Here is a 13,966-nt window from a genome sequence, read left to right as displayed (position 1 = left end):
CGGGAGATACCGGACCGTCGTTGCCTACGGGTTTCCTATTTGCGTTGCTGGTAGATCGGCGACATGGCGCGCAGGCGTTCGATGATCGGCGGCAGGACGGCCAGGACGTGTGCCAGGTCGTCTTTCGTGGTCGAGCGGCCCATCGAAAACCGGATGGCGCCCTGCGCGGTCACGGCCGGGACGCCCATGGCGGTCAGCACGTGCGAGGGTTCAATGGCCCCGGAAGTGCAGGCGGAACCGGAGGCGACAGCGACACCTTCCATGTCCAGAGCCAGGACAATCGACTCGCCCTCGACGCCGTTAAACGAGATGTTGACGGTCGGCGGGATGCGGTTGCTCCGGGGGCTGTTCAGGCGGCAGTCGGGGATTTTGTCCAGCACGGCCTGGATAAAGAAATCGGCGAGTTGCCCCAGGCGGGCGGCATCTTCTTCCATGCGCTCTCCGGCAATCTCCAGCGCCGTGGCCAGGCCGACCACGCCGGGAACGTTCTCGGTGCCGGGGCGGCGCTTCTTCTCGTGCGAGCCGCCGAAAAACAGCGGTGATATCTTGATCCCCTGACGGATGAACAAGGCACCCGCGCCCTTGGGACCGTAAATCTTGTGGCCAGTCAGCGAAAGCATGTCGACGCCGAGGTCTTTGACGTCCACCTTTACCTTGCCGACCGACTGCACGGCATCGGTGTGGAACAGCACGTTTTTGTCGCGGGCCACGTCAGTGAGCGCCCGTATGTCCTGTATGGTTCCGGTTTCGTTGTTGCCGTGCATGACCGAGACAAGAGCGGTGTCGTCGGACACAAGCCCGGCCAGTTTTTCCGGCGAGGCGAATCCCTCGGAGTCGACCGGCAGCAGATCGAGGCGGAATCCCTCGTTGCGGGCCAGGTGCTCGGCCGGTTGAAGGACGGCGTGATGCTCGGTCGCGCCGACGACAAGGTGCTTGCGGCGGTTCTTCAGGTGATGCGCCGTGCCCAGGACGGCGATATTGTCCGACTCCGTGCCGCCGGAGGTGAAGTACAGTTCCTCGGGCCGGCAGTTGATAAAGGCGGCGATGCGTTCGCGGGCGGTCTCGAGGGCCACCTTTGCTTCGCGCCCGAACGAATGAACGGAACTGGCGTTGCCGAAACCGGTCTTGAAGTACGGCAGCATGGCCTCGATGACTTCCGGGTCGACCGGCGTGGTGGCGTTATGGTCAAGGTAGATCTGTTTCATAACCGTTTTTTCAGTGCTGTCCTGCTTTTACACAACAATACGTTCCGCTTTCGAGAGCATTTGAAACCGGCCGCGGGTACCTTTAGAACGCGTACAATATAGTAAAGTGCCAGCGTTCGTCAAAACCAAAACTCTCGTTGGGGATGCGGCGGGCGTAATCGACGCGGATCGGCCCGGCCGGCGAGACGATCTGAATACCCGTGCCGTAACTGAACGCCATGTTGTTGAAGCTCATCTCGCGGCGGGACCTGAAGCCGTTGCCCATGTCGAAGAACACCGACTGCCACAGGGGAAATGAGCGCATCAGGCTGCTGAGCACGGGAATAACCTTGAACACCTGCAACGTCCGCCAGCGGAACTCCTGGTTGAACACGAACGTGTACCTCGGGCCGACCGGTAAGTCGGCAACCGTGAAGCGGCCGAGCTGGTTTTCCGCGAAGGCGCGGATGGTGTTGGCGCCCCCGAGATAGATGACCTCGTCAAGCGGGACCTCGTCCGATTCGCCGAAGGCCTGCGAGCGGCTTCCCATGATACGGGTGGCGGCGATCCATCCGGGCCAGAAGACACCGTAGCGCGACCAGGCCGCCTGCACCTTGACGAAGTTCTCGCTGCCGCCGAGAAAACCGCCGAAGAACTGGGCGCTCAGGTCGGCGACGACGCCGCGTCGCGGGATGAACAGGTCGTCACGACTGTCGCGTCGGATCTGCGCGAAGATCTTGCGGCGCTCCCGGTTTTCGGTGAGCTTCTTGAGTGTGAGAATCTGTGCTTCGGGTACACCGGAGATCTTGACGTACTGGAACTCAATACCGAGACCGGCCAGCAGCTTTTCGCCGAAACGCATGCGCGTGGACGCGGAGACCGCCCAGGCGCGTTTGTCGAAGTTGTTGGTGGCGTCCTTCTTGCGCGGCTGCACCTCGAACGTCAGGCTCAGCGGCATGCGAAACCCGAGGAACCACGGTTCGGTGAAACGGAGACGGTAGCGGTGAGTGATCAGGCGCGAATCGGTGCCGACACTGAACGAGTAGTCGGCCAGCAACTCGTAACGCCGCGAGCCGAGGAAATTGCGCTTACCGAATCCCGCCGAGACGTCCCAGATGAGGTCACGCACGGGTGACTGGCCGGCGCCGGTCCGGAACGTCATAAACCTCGACTTGCGTTCGCGCACTCTCAGAACGAAATCCGGCCTGAGCCGGTCGGCGGTATTCTGCGCCATCTTCAACTGCAGGGTGCTGAAATACCCGGACTCAAACAGGCGCCGCTGCGATCCGAGGATGTCTTCACGCCGGTAGAGCGATCCGGGGCGAATCTTGAGTTCCCGCCTGGCGGTATACTCCGGGAATTCCTCGGTTCCCTCAACCGTAACCTCGCCGAACCTCACCAGTGAGTCCGGCTCGAGTGTAAACGCAATCGGCGTCAGTTCCCCCGGGGAGGTCGTGTCCAGATCGTAGGCAACCCGGGCGTACGGATACCCGTTGTTGGCCAGGTGTGTTTTCATGTCGAAGACGGCCTGACGCAGGTCAAAGCTGTTGATGGGTTCGCCGTCCTTCAGACGGTCGGCAATCTTCTGACAGTAGAACATGAAATTGTGCGCGGCATCGCCGGTGACGGTTTTGGGGCCGTACCTGAATTGCCGTCCCTCGTCGATAACGACCCGCACCAGGGCCGCCGAATCAAGTCCCAGCACCTCAAAACTCTCGCTGACGTGCACCGCCAGGAAGCCGTTGGAGAGGTACAGGTACTTCACCTCGAGCGTGTCGCGGCGGTACGTTTCTCTCTGCACACGGTAGCGCCTGTCGCCGCGGATGACCCGCCAGAGGTTTCCGGCGCGCGAATACATGCGCTTGCGGATTTCCGAATCCTTGAAGTACGCGTTGCCTTCAACGGCAATGGAATCAATGGGCGGTTTGCTTCGAATCCAGCGAAGGGTGGCGCGGTCGTCGGCACGGGCCAATGAAAAGGCCACCGTCAGAAGCATCCCCGCCAGGGCAACCGGTACGAAGCGTTTCACTAAAATTCCCAGTGCAGATTCAGGTTCAGGTGATACAGTTCTTCCTCGTCCCGCCGGCCTTCCAGCAGAAGCGAACGGCTGAAACGGTATTCGAATCCCAGGGCCTGGCCGCGCTGCCCGGAGAGGGCCGACCGGCCGTAAATATACAGGTTGGGACCGGTGTAGAAGCCGAGCGTCACGCGGGTGTCGGTCAATCCGTTCTCGCCGCCGTACGCCGGGTCTATTTCGAACGTTTCCACGCCCAGCTGGCTGAGCTGCTGAGACCCGATCCGGGATACCTGCGAGGATATGAGCTGCGTCATTCGCTGTTCGAACCGACCCGCGGAGCCGGCCTGCCCGCCGTAGTAGTTGGCGACGATAAGCGGGAGAATGTCCTCACGCGTAAAGGTGGTGTCATCGGCGGTGGTGTTGAACTCGGGGTTCTCCAGCGTGCCGGTGACGTGAATACCGAGTTCGGTGAAATCCTGCCGCTCCTCCTCCTGAAAACTGACCCCGGGGATGCGGGTATAGGCGGTAATGTCGAGCCGCGGATTCGGATACTCCGTGCCTTCGAAGATCACCTGGCTGTACGGTTCGATGCGGAAGGTCTTGTCAAAGAGAAAGCCGCGGCCGCGGAGTATGTCCATTTCCCCGACAAAGCGGTACCGGCCGTTCTCACGAATGAGGTTCATGAAGCCGCTGAACTCCGCGTCGATGTCGTCGTTCTTGATCCAGTAGTTGGAGAGGATATCGACGTTGATATTTAGGTCCCAGGTGTTTTCGCCCGAGAAGGCCGCCATGATCGGCGAACCCTCGTCGGCCGAGGCAAAGTTGGCCCGATACATGATGGAAATGAGCGTCAGATCGCCCGTCACGAGCGGAGGCGTATCGCCCTCAATGTGAAGCTCTCCCTCGACCACGCCGTCAATGTCGTCCAGGTCGTACTTGAAGGGGAACTCCTTCTGCAGCGTAACGTCGAGGTCATAGTGGAAATTCTCCAGCGACTTTACCGTAATGACTCCTTCAATCTCCGCGTAACTCCGGCGACCGCCCTTGCGCCTGTCCTTCACGTACGCGGTAACACCCTCGATGATGATTCGGTTGTCCTGCATGGTGACGCCGGCGGAGTCCGTGAAGATCGAATCGGCCAGGTCATAGTACTTCAGCATGCCGTGATTGAGATACGCCCGACCTTCGAGATGGGGCGCGGACGGCTTGCCGCCGATGCGCACGTCGGCGAAGAAGTCACCCTCAAGCTGCTCGACGGACGGCATGAACAGGCTGACCAGGTCAAACCGGTTGTCCCGGGCCGTGACGTGCAGATCAAACGGCTCGTCCAGGACGCGCTCCAGGGAGTCCGCGGTAAAGGCCAGATCAAGGTACAGGTATCCGGTGGCGCGGTAAACCCCGGGATCGGACAGGACCACGAAACTGTCGATGGTCAGCCGCCTGTTCTCGTAGCCGGCTATGAGGGTAAGGTCGCCCAGCGTCAATTGCTTGTACGTCAGGGAATCTACGGCACCGTACAGGCTGAATCGGGGGGCCGCGATGCTGCCGGTCAGCGACGCCTCACAGGACAGGTACCCGTCGAAGGGGAATTCCTCGTCACGCAGGCGCATCCACGGCGCCACGGGCACGCGCTCGACCGCCAGCGCCAGGTCCATGGTCTCGTCATAGTTGATCCGGCCCGTAACCGAGAGACCGGCGGTGTCGTCACCGATAGAGGCACGTTCAAACTCAAACCCCGTTGAATCGATGGCAATCCGGATAGACGATCGATTATAAAAGGCCCGTTCGAGAATGGACAGGCTGAAGGTATCGAGGACCAGGCGCTGCGGGTCGACTCCCCAGTCGAGCATTCCCCGGGCAACCGCCGAGGTGAAGTCGCCGGAGAAACACACGCTGTCAATAAAGGCGCGGGTCGAATCGAGAGTCAGGCGCACAAAGGCGCTGTCGTACGGCGCCTGCCAGGCCGAACCGCGCAGGAATCGTGTCTGGACGTATCCGTACTTGCCCGTCAGGAAACGTGCAATATCGAACGATGCCACTGCCGTGTCCGCATACAGACCGTACAGCCAGAGCGAGTCGGAGGTAAACGTCCCGCTCAGGTCCGGATCGGCGGTGCGGCCCGAAAGCCGGGCACTGACGACACCACGTCCGCCCGGCTGGTCGATGAACAGCTTGCCCCGGTAGCGGTCCAGGTTGTCCAGGTCGACCTCGACGGCAAGTTCTATGTCGTTCCTGAAGTCAATCTTCCCGGTGACGGAGAAGCGGTTCTCATAGTAGTCGATTCGAAAGGAATCCCGAAAGCGCAGCGAGTCACGCGTGAGGCGCACGGAGCCAAGGGCGTACTGGATAGGGTATTGACCAAACATCGACTCCATGAACTCCATGTCTATGTCAAGCACCATGGCGTCTTTTTGAAACGACCGCCCGTCGAGACTGATGCGTCCGGTGAGGTCGGAGGCGAAACCGCTGGCAACGAGGCGCTCGAGATTGAAGTCCTTGATCTCGGCGGCCAGATGATACGTCTCGGTGTCACCGGAGAGGTCGACCGTGCCCCGACCGTCCACGGCGCAGTTGCCGAGGATGGTCCCGTACAGCGTGTCGAGGGTCAGCCGCCGGTCGACGTAGCGAAAATCGGCCACAAGGTTATCAAAATGGGCTATGAGAAAGTCGCCGCCGAGGTCGACCGTCCCGGCAAGGCCCGCTTCACCGAACGACATCGTGCCGTTGACATCGAGAATCCCGCGAAGGTTCGCGCCCATCACCCGGGAGACCGCCGCCACGTCGAGGCGATCGGCGGCGAAGTCGACCTGGCCGGAGCCGTCGCCGACGTCGACGGTGCCGTTTGCTTTCAGGCGAGTCTCACCGGAGACGAGAGTGATATCCTGAAAGGCGACGTCCTTGCCGGTAAACGTCACGTTCCCGCTGGCGGCCGTCAGACGAAGGTCCTCGACGTTCGAGTCGAAGGCAAGCTGCTTGATCGACGCCGAGTAGGTCCCCTTCTCGGAGCGCACGGCGCACAGAAGGGTGAGGTCGCGGACGTCGATGGTGTCATACGGACCCACCACGGCCAGCCGGCAGCGATCCAGGTGCAGCTCGTCGACCACGACGTCGAGGGATCGAGCGCTGTCACCTTCGCCGGTGAAAGAGGGTACGACCAGGCGCCCGGAACCATCCTTCACCAGCGTGACTATCGCCGAATCGACGTAGACGTAGTCAAAAATGTAGTTTTTCCTCCAGAGATTGGAGAAAGAATAGCCGGCTGTCAGGCTCGCCACCGTGGCAAGCCGGTAGTTGTACAGGGAATCGGCATAGGTAACGATCACGTTCTGAACGACGACGCCCGAGAACAGGCTGCCCTTGATTTCCCCCACTCGCACCGACACCGGGGAATCCTCTCCCAGGCGGCCGGCGATCTGCCGATTGATGGTTCGTTCCAGCCCCCCGAGATGAAAGAAGTACGAGTACCCGGCGCCGACAAGCACAACGGCCAGGACAACCGCTACGATGAGCACCTTTTTCCAGCGACGCATCAGAACGCCCCCAGCCGTTCAAGGCATGACCGGGCCGCGCCATAGCCGTCGCCGACGGCGGGGCCGAGATCTTCCACGACCGACTGCAATCGCTCCCTGCCGGCACCTACATTGAGGGCTCCCCGCATGTGCGAGTACAACTGGACCGGCCGGTTCTCGGCCATGAGAAAGGCCACAATTGACAGTTCCCGGTCAACGATTTCAAGACCCGGCCGCGACAGCACCTTGCCGTACCCTTCGACGATCATCCAGGTAAAGACCTCGGGAGCCGTCGGCTCGACTTTGCCGCGCAATGATTCGAAAGCGTCTTCGTACACGCGCCGGCACAGTTGCAGCCCGTGGTCGTACCACACCTGCGTGTCCCCGCCACCCGGCAAGGCTGTGCCGGTCGGGCGCGAGCGGTTCGGTATGAGGCGATCCAAATGCAGGGCCGCCTGGAGCATACGGGGAAAACCGAGAAAGAGATATGACTGCAGGACGATCTCGTAGAACTCGTCCCGGACCACGCCGACATCTTTGCCGCGATCGATCGCCGCCGACATCAGGTCGTCATCGGCAACGGCGATGGCGGCGGAGTAATACGCGAGCGCGCGCGTCACGGGGAAGCGGTCGGGGGTAAAATCTGCCAAACGCCGCTGCAGGGCGCTGATATCGGGACCTTGACTCATGCACGTAATGTAACGGCGTTCCGCGGCGATAGGCAATTCATAAATTAATCTATGCCGTCAAGTTGGCGCTCCAGGCGAGTGACTTCCTCGCGGAAGCGTTCGAGCACACGGGAAAGCGAATCAACCAGTTGACGCTGCTCATCCAGCGACTGATCGGCCGTGTCCCTCGGCCTGCCCTGACGAAGGATCTCCCGGCGGCCGACGGTCAGCGGAACGGAGAAATGGGTGTTCAGCCGGACCACCTCAACGTTGATGACCATCCCGGACTCGCACTGCCTGATGATGCCGGACAATTCGCCACCGGTGCGGATACGCCGGTCACCGAGAGCGAAGATGAGATCACCCTTGCGAAGCCCGGCCTGCTCCGCCGGGGAGAATGGCAGCACGGCGGTGACCACCATGCCGGCATCGAGGGACAACTCGGTCTGCCCGCCGCCGTCGAGGGGCGAACGGGGAAGCTCGGTTCTGATCGGCGGGTCTATTTCTATTTCTCGCGTCCGGATGCCGGCGAATCCGGGATAGCGGTCGCCACGTGTCAGCAGGTACTGAACGACCGGCTCGACCCTGTAGGCCGGCACGGCGAGCACGATCCGGCCCTGGTCACCAAGACTGCCGGTGATCACGCCCAGAAGGCGACCGGAGAGATCGAATACACCGCCGCCGACGGCACCGGACGTCATGGGAATTGAGAATTGCAGATCGCCGTTGGCGCGTGCCCCGGCGCAGATCCCGAGCGTCGGCGATACCCGTAAACCGTAAGCATTACCCATGGCCAGCACCACCTGCCCGGCGCAGCCGTGGCCGTCGGAATAGACGAGCGGTTCACCGAGACGCCGGCCGGTCTCGAGCAGGGCCAGCATATTGTGGTAGTCTACGGCGACCAGCCGGGCCGGCGTCCGATTGTTCTCAAACTTCACCAGCACGCGGTCCTGCCCCAGCACCGTTTCAGCAGCCACCAGGATATGTCCCGCCGTATCCACAATCAGACCGGAAGCAATGAGGTTTCGCAGCACCTCGTGATGGGGCGCGCCGGGGCCTCCGACTGAAACCCGGCTGAACGACTCCACCGTCACCAAAGACCGAGAAAGCGAGTATATCAACTCGCCCAGACCGGTCTCCAGGGAATACAGGGAACTGTCGACCGCCCGAGCGGCCGGAGAAAAAAAGACCGCCAGCAGCAGCACCGCGGTGCTCTTCCTGACGGTCACCAGGAATGACGTTACCATTTTAGTAGACTTCTTCATCCTCCTGTACGCTCGTCCGGTGGGACGACTGGTATACTCGAATGATCGGCTGCACGCGGTAGTACGTCGTGACGTACGGGATGCCCGGCCCCAGGTCGCCGGCGCGGTCGCCGAGACTGCCGGCTAGGTGGAGATTACCGAAGCCGGTACGCTCGGTGATCGAGTTGGATATTCTGGCCATGCGGTCAGTCCACCTGAGTTGTTTGTCAAGCGACCAGTCCTTCTTCAACGCCCCGGTCAGGTTGGGGTTGTTTGCGGGCTGAACAGTCAGGTAGTCATCGCCGACAACGTACGGCGACGGGCCGACCTCGACCGGCCCGGTCGTCAAGCCACCCGCAAGCCAGTAGGCCGCGGCCAGCACCAGGACAGGCACGATGGCCAGCACGGGAACCGTTCGCGACCAGCGCACTACCGGCGCCCGACGGGGCACGTAGGCTCGCGTACGCGTTTCCCCGAACCGCTCCCGCGCGATGCGGTTGAGCAGTTGCGTGTTGAAGTCCGAGGACACGGATAGCCCCGCCAACTCGCCGGCGGCTGCCCTCATCGACCGGTAAAAGGCCTCTTCCCTTCGGCAGTCGCAGCAGGTCGAAAGATGCTCGCGAACAGCCAGCCGCTTCCGACCAGTAAGCTCATCGTTACAGTAAGCTGACAGGAAGGAGCGTACCTTTCGACAACGCATTATATTCCTCCAGTTTCGGCCGCAGTTTATCACGCAGCATGAGTCGCGCCCGGTTGACGCGGGACTTTACGGTCCCGAGGGGTACGTCAAGGATCCTGGCGACTTCTTCATATGGCTGTTCTTCTATATCCCGAAGCAGGAACGCCGTCCGGTACTTCTCGGGCAGCGATTTCACGGCTGCGGAGAGCACCTCCGGCAAACGACTCGGAATCTTCGCCTCGACGGCGAACTCCGTCTCATTCCCCTGCATCTCGGATATGTCGTAAAACTTGAATTTCCGTCTCTTGCGCAGCTCATTCCGGGCGAGATTCAGGCCGATCGTGTATATCCAGGTCGACAGGCAGTGCTGAAAATTAAACGATTGCCGGTGCTGGTATACCCGTATAAACGTCTCCTGCACAATGTCCTCGGCCTCCTCAGCCGACGACAGCATCCGGCCAATGACGTTCATCAGCCGGTTCTTGTACCGGTTGACCATCTCGTTGAAGGCCACCATGTCGCCCTTCTGAATGGCCCTCATCAGCTTGTAGTCGATCTCTTTTTCGGTCGGCTTTGACATTTGCCACCCGTTGCAAGTAGTTCTAACTATGGTACCGGGAAGAGCTTCAAAAGTTCCCAACCAATTCCTCGGCCATGCCAATATACTGCCTTGTACGACAATAAGTTAAGATTTTTGCTCAAAGCTGATCCGAATCCGTCACCGGTATCATCGGGAGACGACCTGATTGCCTTTAGAAAAGGGCCGGCCAGCCTGACAGGTAAAGGAGATAGCCGGCCAGACCGAGAACAGCGGCCGGGCCGACCAGCAACTTATAGACAGCCAGCAAATCGCTCCTGAAGTAGCTGTTGGTGACGATCAGGCACAAGTGGGCCGGCGACAGCATCATGCCCAAGTATCCGGACAGGTAGGCCAGAAAGATGTTAGCCGGGTTGATCACCGGCTGGTAGAGAAAACCGGCCAGCAGCGAGTACCCGATGGCCACGAAGGCGGAAAACATGCCGGTCAGAAGGCCGGCCGTGAAACAGACGATGATGATAATCACCTGCTCGGGGAAATGGTAGTCGACGGACAGACGTTGCAGCGACAGGATGGCGCCGGAACTGTCCAGCACGGTCTGGAAGGAGAGGATACCGAAAACCAGAAAGATGAGCTTGTAGGACAGACCGCTCCTGACCGACTGGACGATGAGGTTTCTTTTCGGCCGGGCCACCGCCATCAGCAGCAGGAGCGACACCAGGACGGCCAGCGACAGGTTCAGACGTACGACGCCGTACAAGAGTATCGCCGTAAGGATCGGCCAGACGGTCTGAATGATGCTGATAATTGGCCGTCTGAATTCGCCCGGGCCGCCGGAGTCCTTACGGATCCTGCGGATGAAGAATACAACGCCAATGGTCGCCATGGCAAGCGCGAGCGGTGACTGCATCATCGCCAGGCGTGAAACCGGCATGCCGGTAATCGCCTCGCTGAGGATCATGCCGGGATATATAGGCATGAAGTGTTCCACGATGTGCCGAAACCAGTAGTTGGTGGCACACTTGAGGTGGGGGGAATGTTCCGCGTCCGACAGGACACTGTCCACCAACGGAGCCGAAAGGAGCGAACCGCCGGGCATGGGCATCAAACCGATCAGCGGCGGCATCACCGCGGTGGCGGTCCGCCGACCGCCGCGAAGCGACCGGCACGCTTCGGAGAGCTTCTGCAGCCAGCCGAGTTCCTTAAGGAGCGACCCCAGGATGGTGATCAGGATTATCACCGAGGTCAGGGCCAGAAAGCGTTGCGACGAGACAAGCCCCCAGTAGCCGTCAACAAGCGCGGCTAACGTAACCCGGAAGAGAAGAGCAGTTAAGAGACCGGCGGCAAAAAGGGTCACACCCACCGAAAGCTTCTTCCTGAGCGCGATGACGATGGCAATGAAGATTACGCCCAGCTTCAGGAAATCCATTCTCTAGAATACATCATGGAGCAGAGTAAAGTCAACGAGCGACTGTGTCATAGCCGGGCATTGACGGAAACAGACGTGCCTTGACCGGTGACATGGCCACAGGAAAGACAGCAGCAGACCTCTGGGTCGTCCGTCGGCCGGGCGTTTTACCGGCGTGCCCTGTTTTTAGTTTGACTTGATCCCGGCCCACGGTATACTGCCGCCGGAGATGATCGTTAACCGATGGTAATTGAAACGGGGACGTGATGTTATGAGACAGGTCTACCGCCTCGCGCTGATCCTGCTGCTGATATCCGCATGCGCGTCAACACAGGGACAGGAACTTGAACCGGTGGGGCGCCTTACCATGTACGACGTGCCCCCGCGCTGGCTGGTGGACGTGCCGACCGCCGGGACTCTCCCCCGCGCGCATTACAACATCGGCGTGCGCATATTCCCGAACGGCGGCGGGCTGGGATACACGGACATCGGTCTGTCGAGCCGATTCACTCTCGGGATCTCGTACGGCGGAGAGAACATCGTTTCAAACACGGACCCCAACTGGAACAACCGGATCGGATTCAGCCTCAAGTTCCGCCTGATCGACGAGTTGGAGTACTTTCCTGCGATAACGGTCGGCTTCTCGGACCAGGGTTTCGGGGCATGGCTCGACGATCATGACCGGTATACGTTCAAGTCGCGCGGTTTCTATGGCGTGGCCAGCCGCAGCTTCTACTTTTACAAATGGACGGCCGGGTGGCACATAGGCATCAACCGATCCCTCGAGGACAACGTTGACGGGGACAACGATCTCAACGTATTCGGCGGCTTTGACGCCACCTTCAATTACAACCTGGCCCTGGTATTTGAGTATGACGCGGCATTGAACGACGATAGGAACATGCCGGCGGCGGTGACCGGTAAAGGGCGCGGTTACCTCAATACGTCGGTCAAATGGCTGTTCGCCGAGAACCTGGAACTCGAACTGGTGTTCAAGGACCTGCTGATCAACCGCCGCGAATCAGACATGTTCAGCCGTGAAGTCCGGATGACCTACATCGATCACTTCTGACGCCTTCCAGCCGCCTGTCTATTTGTCGGGATACCGGCAACCGCGACTTGACCGAAACGGCAGGTCCTGCCTGTGACTGTTGCCCCTTACGGAATGTATTTGCGCCAGCGGGTAACGACCATTTCGGCGAATTGCCCGACGTGTTCGATAACTTCCTCGCGATACGCGCGGGCTTTCGGCACGTCGAATTCCGGGTAGCCCTCGCCTTCCTTGTACAGCAGTATGGTTCCGGGCACCGGGTACACGTCTGCCCCGTCCCGGAAGTACCAGGCCAGGTCAGGGTCATACGCGTCACGGTCGATCAGATCGGGGTCGACCGCCTGCACCATGGCGCTTTCGTCGGTGCCTGCATGACCACCCCGGTGACCGAAGAACTCCCGCGTCATGTCGGCGCACAGCTCCCACCAGTGAATGACCGCGATGTTGCAGGCCCTTTCGCGGTGAAAGTCATGTGCCACGGTCTTGAGAGCATCATTGTTGCCACCGTGGCCGTTCATCAGGATGACGTGACGAAAGCCGATGTCGGAGAACGAATCCAGCACCTCGCGCACGTAAAGCTGAAGCGTGGACGGTTTGACGGTACAGCTGCCATTGTACCGATAGAGCGACCTGGTCACGCCGTAATTCACGGTAGGGGCGATCAGGGCGTTCAGGCGCCGGGCAATCCCGTCGGCGATTGTCTCCGGGATAAGATTGTCGGTACCCAGGCAGGCGGTCCCGTGGGCTTCGACGGTCCCGACTGGAAAGATGACGGTATCAACCTTGTCGGGGACCAGGTCCCTGACAGTGAGCCAGTTGAGCTTGTGCAGATGTCTTTCCAATTACAGCTCCAGTTTGTTGAGCAGCCGCTCCATGACGATCTCGGTTTCCCTCGCCGTACTCTCGTCTCCTTCAAACCGGTACTGGTTTATGTCACGAGCCATCAATTCCAGGTCATCCGGGCTCTCGACCGCGTACCAGATTTCCAGTTCCGACCAGGTCAATTTTCTCCCGTCGAACGCCCTGGCGACCTCGTTGTAGATAGACGGTGATTTCCAGTCAAACCTGGCGAAATCGATTCGCGGCGAGCCGGACATGCCGATCATATAGTACCGGCCCTCGGGGGTCGGGCCAAAGACGGCGTCGGATTCTTTTAACATTTTCAGGGCGGTCTTTATCATGCGGGTGGTGACAGTCGGGGTCCGGCTGCCGACAACGAGGACCTGCCCGTAGCCGGCCTTGAAGCAGTCGTCAAAGACGGCTTGAAGACGAATACCCCAGCGCTCGTGGGTCTGCTCGAACTTCTTGAACCGCGTCTTGTAGTTCTCCATCTTCTTGCCGCTCAGCTTTGAAGCCAGGTAGTCAGTGACAATCTGGACGAAACGTTTCCGCTCAGAAACGTCAATCGCATACAGCCGAACGTCAGTGCCGTTAATGCCAAGAACGCTGGTGATGGTGTCAGTAATGAAGGCTTGATGGAGGAACTTGAGCTCGTCCCCGGCGATGGAGCCGAGGTCCATTTGCGAACCGTCCTCGAGCGGTTCCTGAATGCATACTGCGACTACTGCCTCGGTCTTCTTCTTTGCCGTCATAGGTTCGGATGCTTAGGTGACTTCATTTGGCGCCAATATAAAAGCCGGCCGTACAGGCGTCAAGCCGGCACGGCTG

At 60.2% G+C, this 13,966-nt stretch carries 11 protein-coding genes; 1 reads left to right on the top strand and 10 read right to left on the bottom strand.

The features are described from left to right. Positions 1 to 35 precede the first annotated feature (35 nt). The 8 genes from VMY05_08740 to VMY05_08705 all read right to left on the bottom strand — a co-directional run bounded on the left by VMY05_08740 (position 36) and on the right by VMY05_08705 (position 11,268). Positions 36 to 1,205 (bottom strand): IscS subfamily cysteine desulfurase, encoded by a 1,170-nt coding sequence (locus tag VMY05_08740; protein ID HUV31158.1) that lies wholly within the window; start codon positions 1,203 to 1,205, stop codon positions 36 to 38. Between the two features lie 82 nt (positions 1,206 to 1,287). Beyond that, positions 1,288 to 3,213: a BamA/TamA family outer membrane protein gene (locus VMY05_08735; GenBank protein HUV31157.1), complete on the bottom strand. Its 1,926-nt coding sequence runs from the start codon at positions 3,211 to 3,213 to the stop codon at positions 1,288 to 1,290. Then, a complete protein-coding gene (locus VMY05_08730) occupies positions 3,213 to 6,731 on the bottom strand; it encodes a translocation/assembly module TamB domain-containing protein (protein HUV31156.1) in 3,519 nt (1,172 codons plus the stop codon). The genes VMY05_08735 and VMY05_08730 overlap by 1 nt, the downstream gene beginning before the upstream one ends. Beyond that, the gene (locus VMY05_08725; protein HUV31155.1) at positions 6,731 to 7,360 is read right to left on the bottom strand and encodes a carboxymuconolactone decarboxylase family protein; all 630 of its coding nucleotides are present in this window, start codon (positions 7,358 to 7,360) and stop codon (positions 6,731 to 6,733) included. The genes VMY05_08730 and VMY05_08725 overlap by 1 nt, the downstream gene beginning before the upstream one ends. Before the next feature lie 83 nt (positions 7,361 to 7,443). Continuing rightward, positions 7,444 to 8,643, bottom strand: coding sequence for a S1C family serine protease (locus VMY05_08720; protein HUV31154.1), 1,200 nt, complete (start codon positions 8,641 to 8,643; stop codon positions 7,444 to 7,446). Beyond that, complete coding sequence (locus tag VMY05_08715; GenBank protein HUV31153.1) at positions 8,627 to 9,322, bottom strand: zf-HC2 domain-containing protein; 696 nt, start codon at positions 9,320 to 9,322, stop codon at positions 8,627 to 8,629. The genes VMY05_08720 and VMY05_08715 overlap by 17 nt, the downstream gene beginning before the upstream one ends. Then, complete coding sequence (locus tag VMY05_08710) at positions 9,279 to 9,881, bottom strand: sigma-70 family RNA polymerase sigma factor (protein ID HUV31152.1); 603 nt, start codon at positions 9,879 to 9,881, stop codon at positions 9,279 to 9,281. Before VMY05_08710 ends, VMY05_08715 begins: the two co-directional genes overlap by 44 nt. Positions 9,882 to 10,053: 172 nt before the next feature. Continuing rightward, positions 10,054 to 11,268, bottom strand: coding sequence for a DUF401 family protein (locus tag VMY05_08705; GenBank protein HUV31151.1), 1,215 nt, complete (start codon positions 11,266 to 11,268; stop codon positions 10,054 to 10,056). A gap of 250 nt (positions 11,269 to 11,518) precedes the next feature. On the opposite strand from VMY05_08705, the gene VMY05_08700 reads away from it, so the two are divergent. Next, the gene (locus VMY05_08700) at positions 11,519 to 12,319 is read left to right on the top strand and encodes a hypothetical protein (GenBank protein ID HUV31150.1); all 801 of its coding nucleotides are present in this window, start codon (positions 11,519 to 11,521) and stop codon (positions 12,317 to 12,319) included. An 86-nt stretch (positions 12,320 to 12,405) separates the two neighbouring features. Here VMY05_08700 and VMY05_08695 read toward each other — a convergent pair whose 3' ends face one another. Together VMY05_08695 and VMY05_08690 are read right to left on the bottom strand one after the other, a co-directional pair. Continuing rightward, positions 12,406 to 13,140, bottom strand: coding sequence for a creatininase family protein (locus tag VMY05_08695; GenBank protein ID HUV31149.1), 735 nt, complete (start codon positions 13,138 to 13,140; stop codon positions 12,406 to 12,408). Then, positions 13,141 to 13,890, bottom strand: coding sequence for a DUF2064 domain-containing protein (locus VMY05_08690; GenBank protein HUV31148.1), 750 nt, complete (start codon positions 13,888 to 13,890; stop codon positions 13,141 to 13,143). Between the last annotated feature and the right edge of the window lie 76 nt (positions 13,891 to 13,966).

The organism is Acidobacteriota bacterium, assembly GCA_035529075.1.
In the GTDB taxonomy this organism is placed as follows: domain Bacteria; phylum Zixibacteria; class MSB-5A5; order GN15; family FEB-12; genus DATKXK01.
Note: the sequence above shows the minus strand (reverse complement) of the source record. Positions and strands in the feature narration are given on the sequence as shown.

Excerpts from the sequence above, each read along its gene's own strand:
- VMY05_08730 (HUV31156.1), bottom strand. The coding sequence starts at position 6,731 with ATGCGTCGCTGGAAAAAGGTGCTCATCGTAGCGGTTGTCCTGGCCGTT.
- VMY05_08715 (HUV31153.1), bottom strand. The coding sequence starts at position 9,322 with ATGCGTTGTCGAAAGGTACGCTCCTTCCTGTCAGCTTACTGTAACGAT.
- VMY05_08700 (HUV31150.1), top strand. The coding sequence starts at position 11,519 with ATGAGACAGGTCTACCGCCTCGCGCTGATCCTGCTGCTGATATCCGCA.
- VMY05_08705 (HUV31151.1), bottom strand. The coding sequence starts at position 11,268 with ATGGATTTCCTGAAGCTGGGCGTAATCTTCATTGCCATCGTCATCGCG.
- VMY05_08740 (HUV31158.1), bottom strand. The coding sequence starts at position 1,205 with ATGAAACAGATCTACCTTGACCATAACGCCACCACGCCGGTCGACCCG.
- VMY05_08690 (HUV31148.1), bottom strand. The coding sequence starts at position 13,890 with ATGACGGCAAAGAAGAAGACCGAGGCAGTAGTCGCAGTATGCATTCAG.
- VMY05_08710 (HUV31152.1), bottom strand. The coding sequence starts at position 9,881 with ATGTCAAAGCCGACCGAAAAAGAGATCGACTACAAGCTGATGAGGGCC.
- VMY05_08720 (HUV31154.1), bottom strand. The coding sequence starts at position 8,643 with ATGAAGAAGTCTACTAAAATGGTAACGTCATTCCTGGTGACCGTCAGG.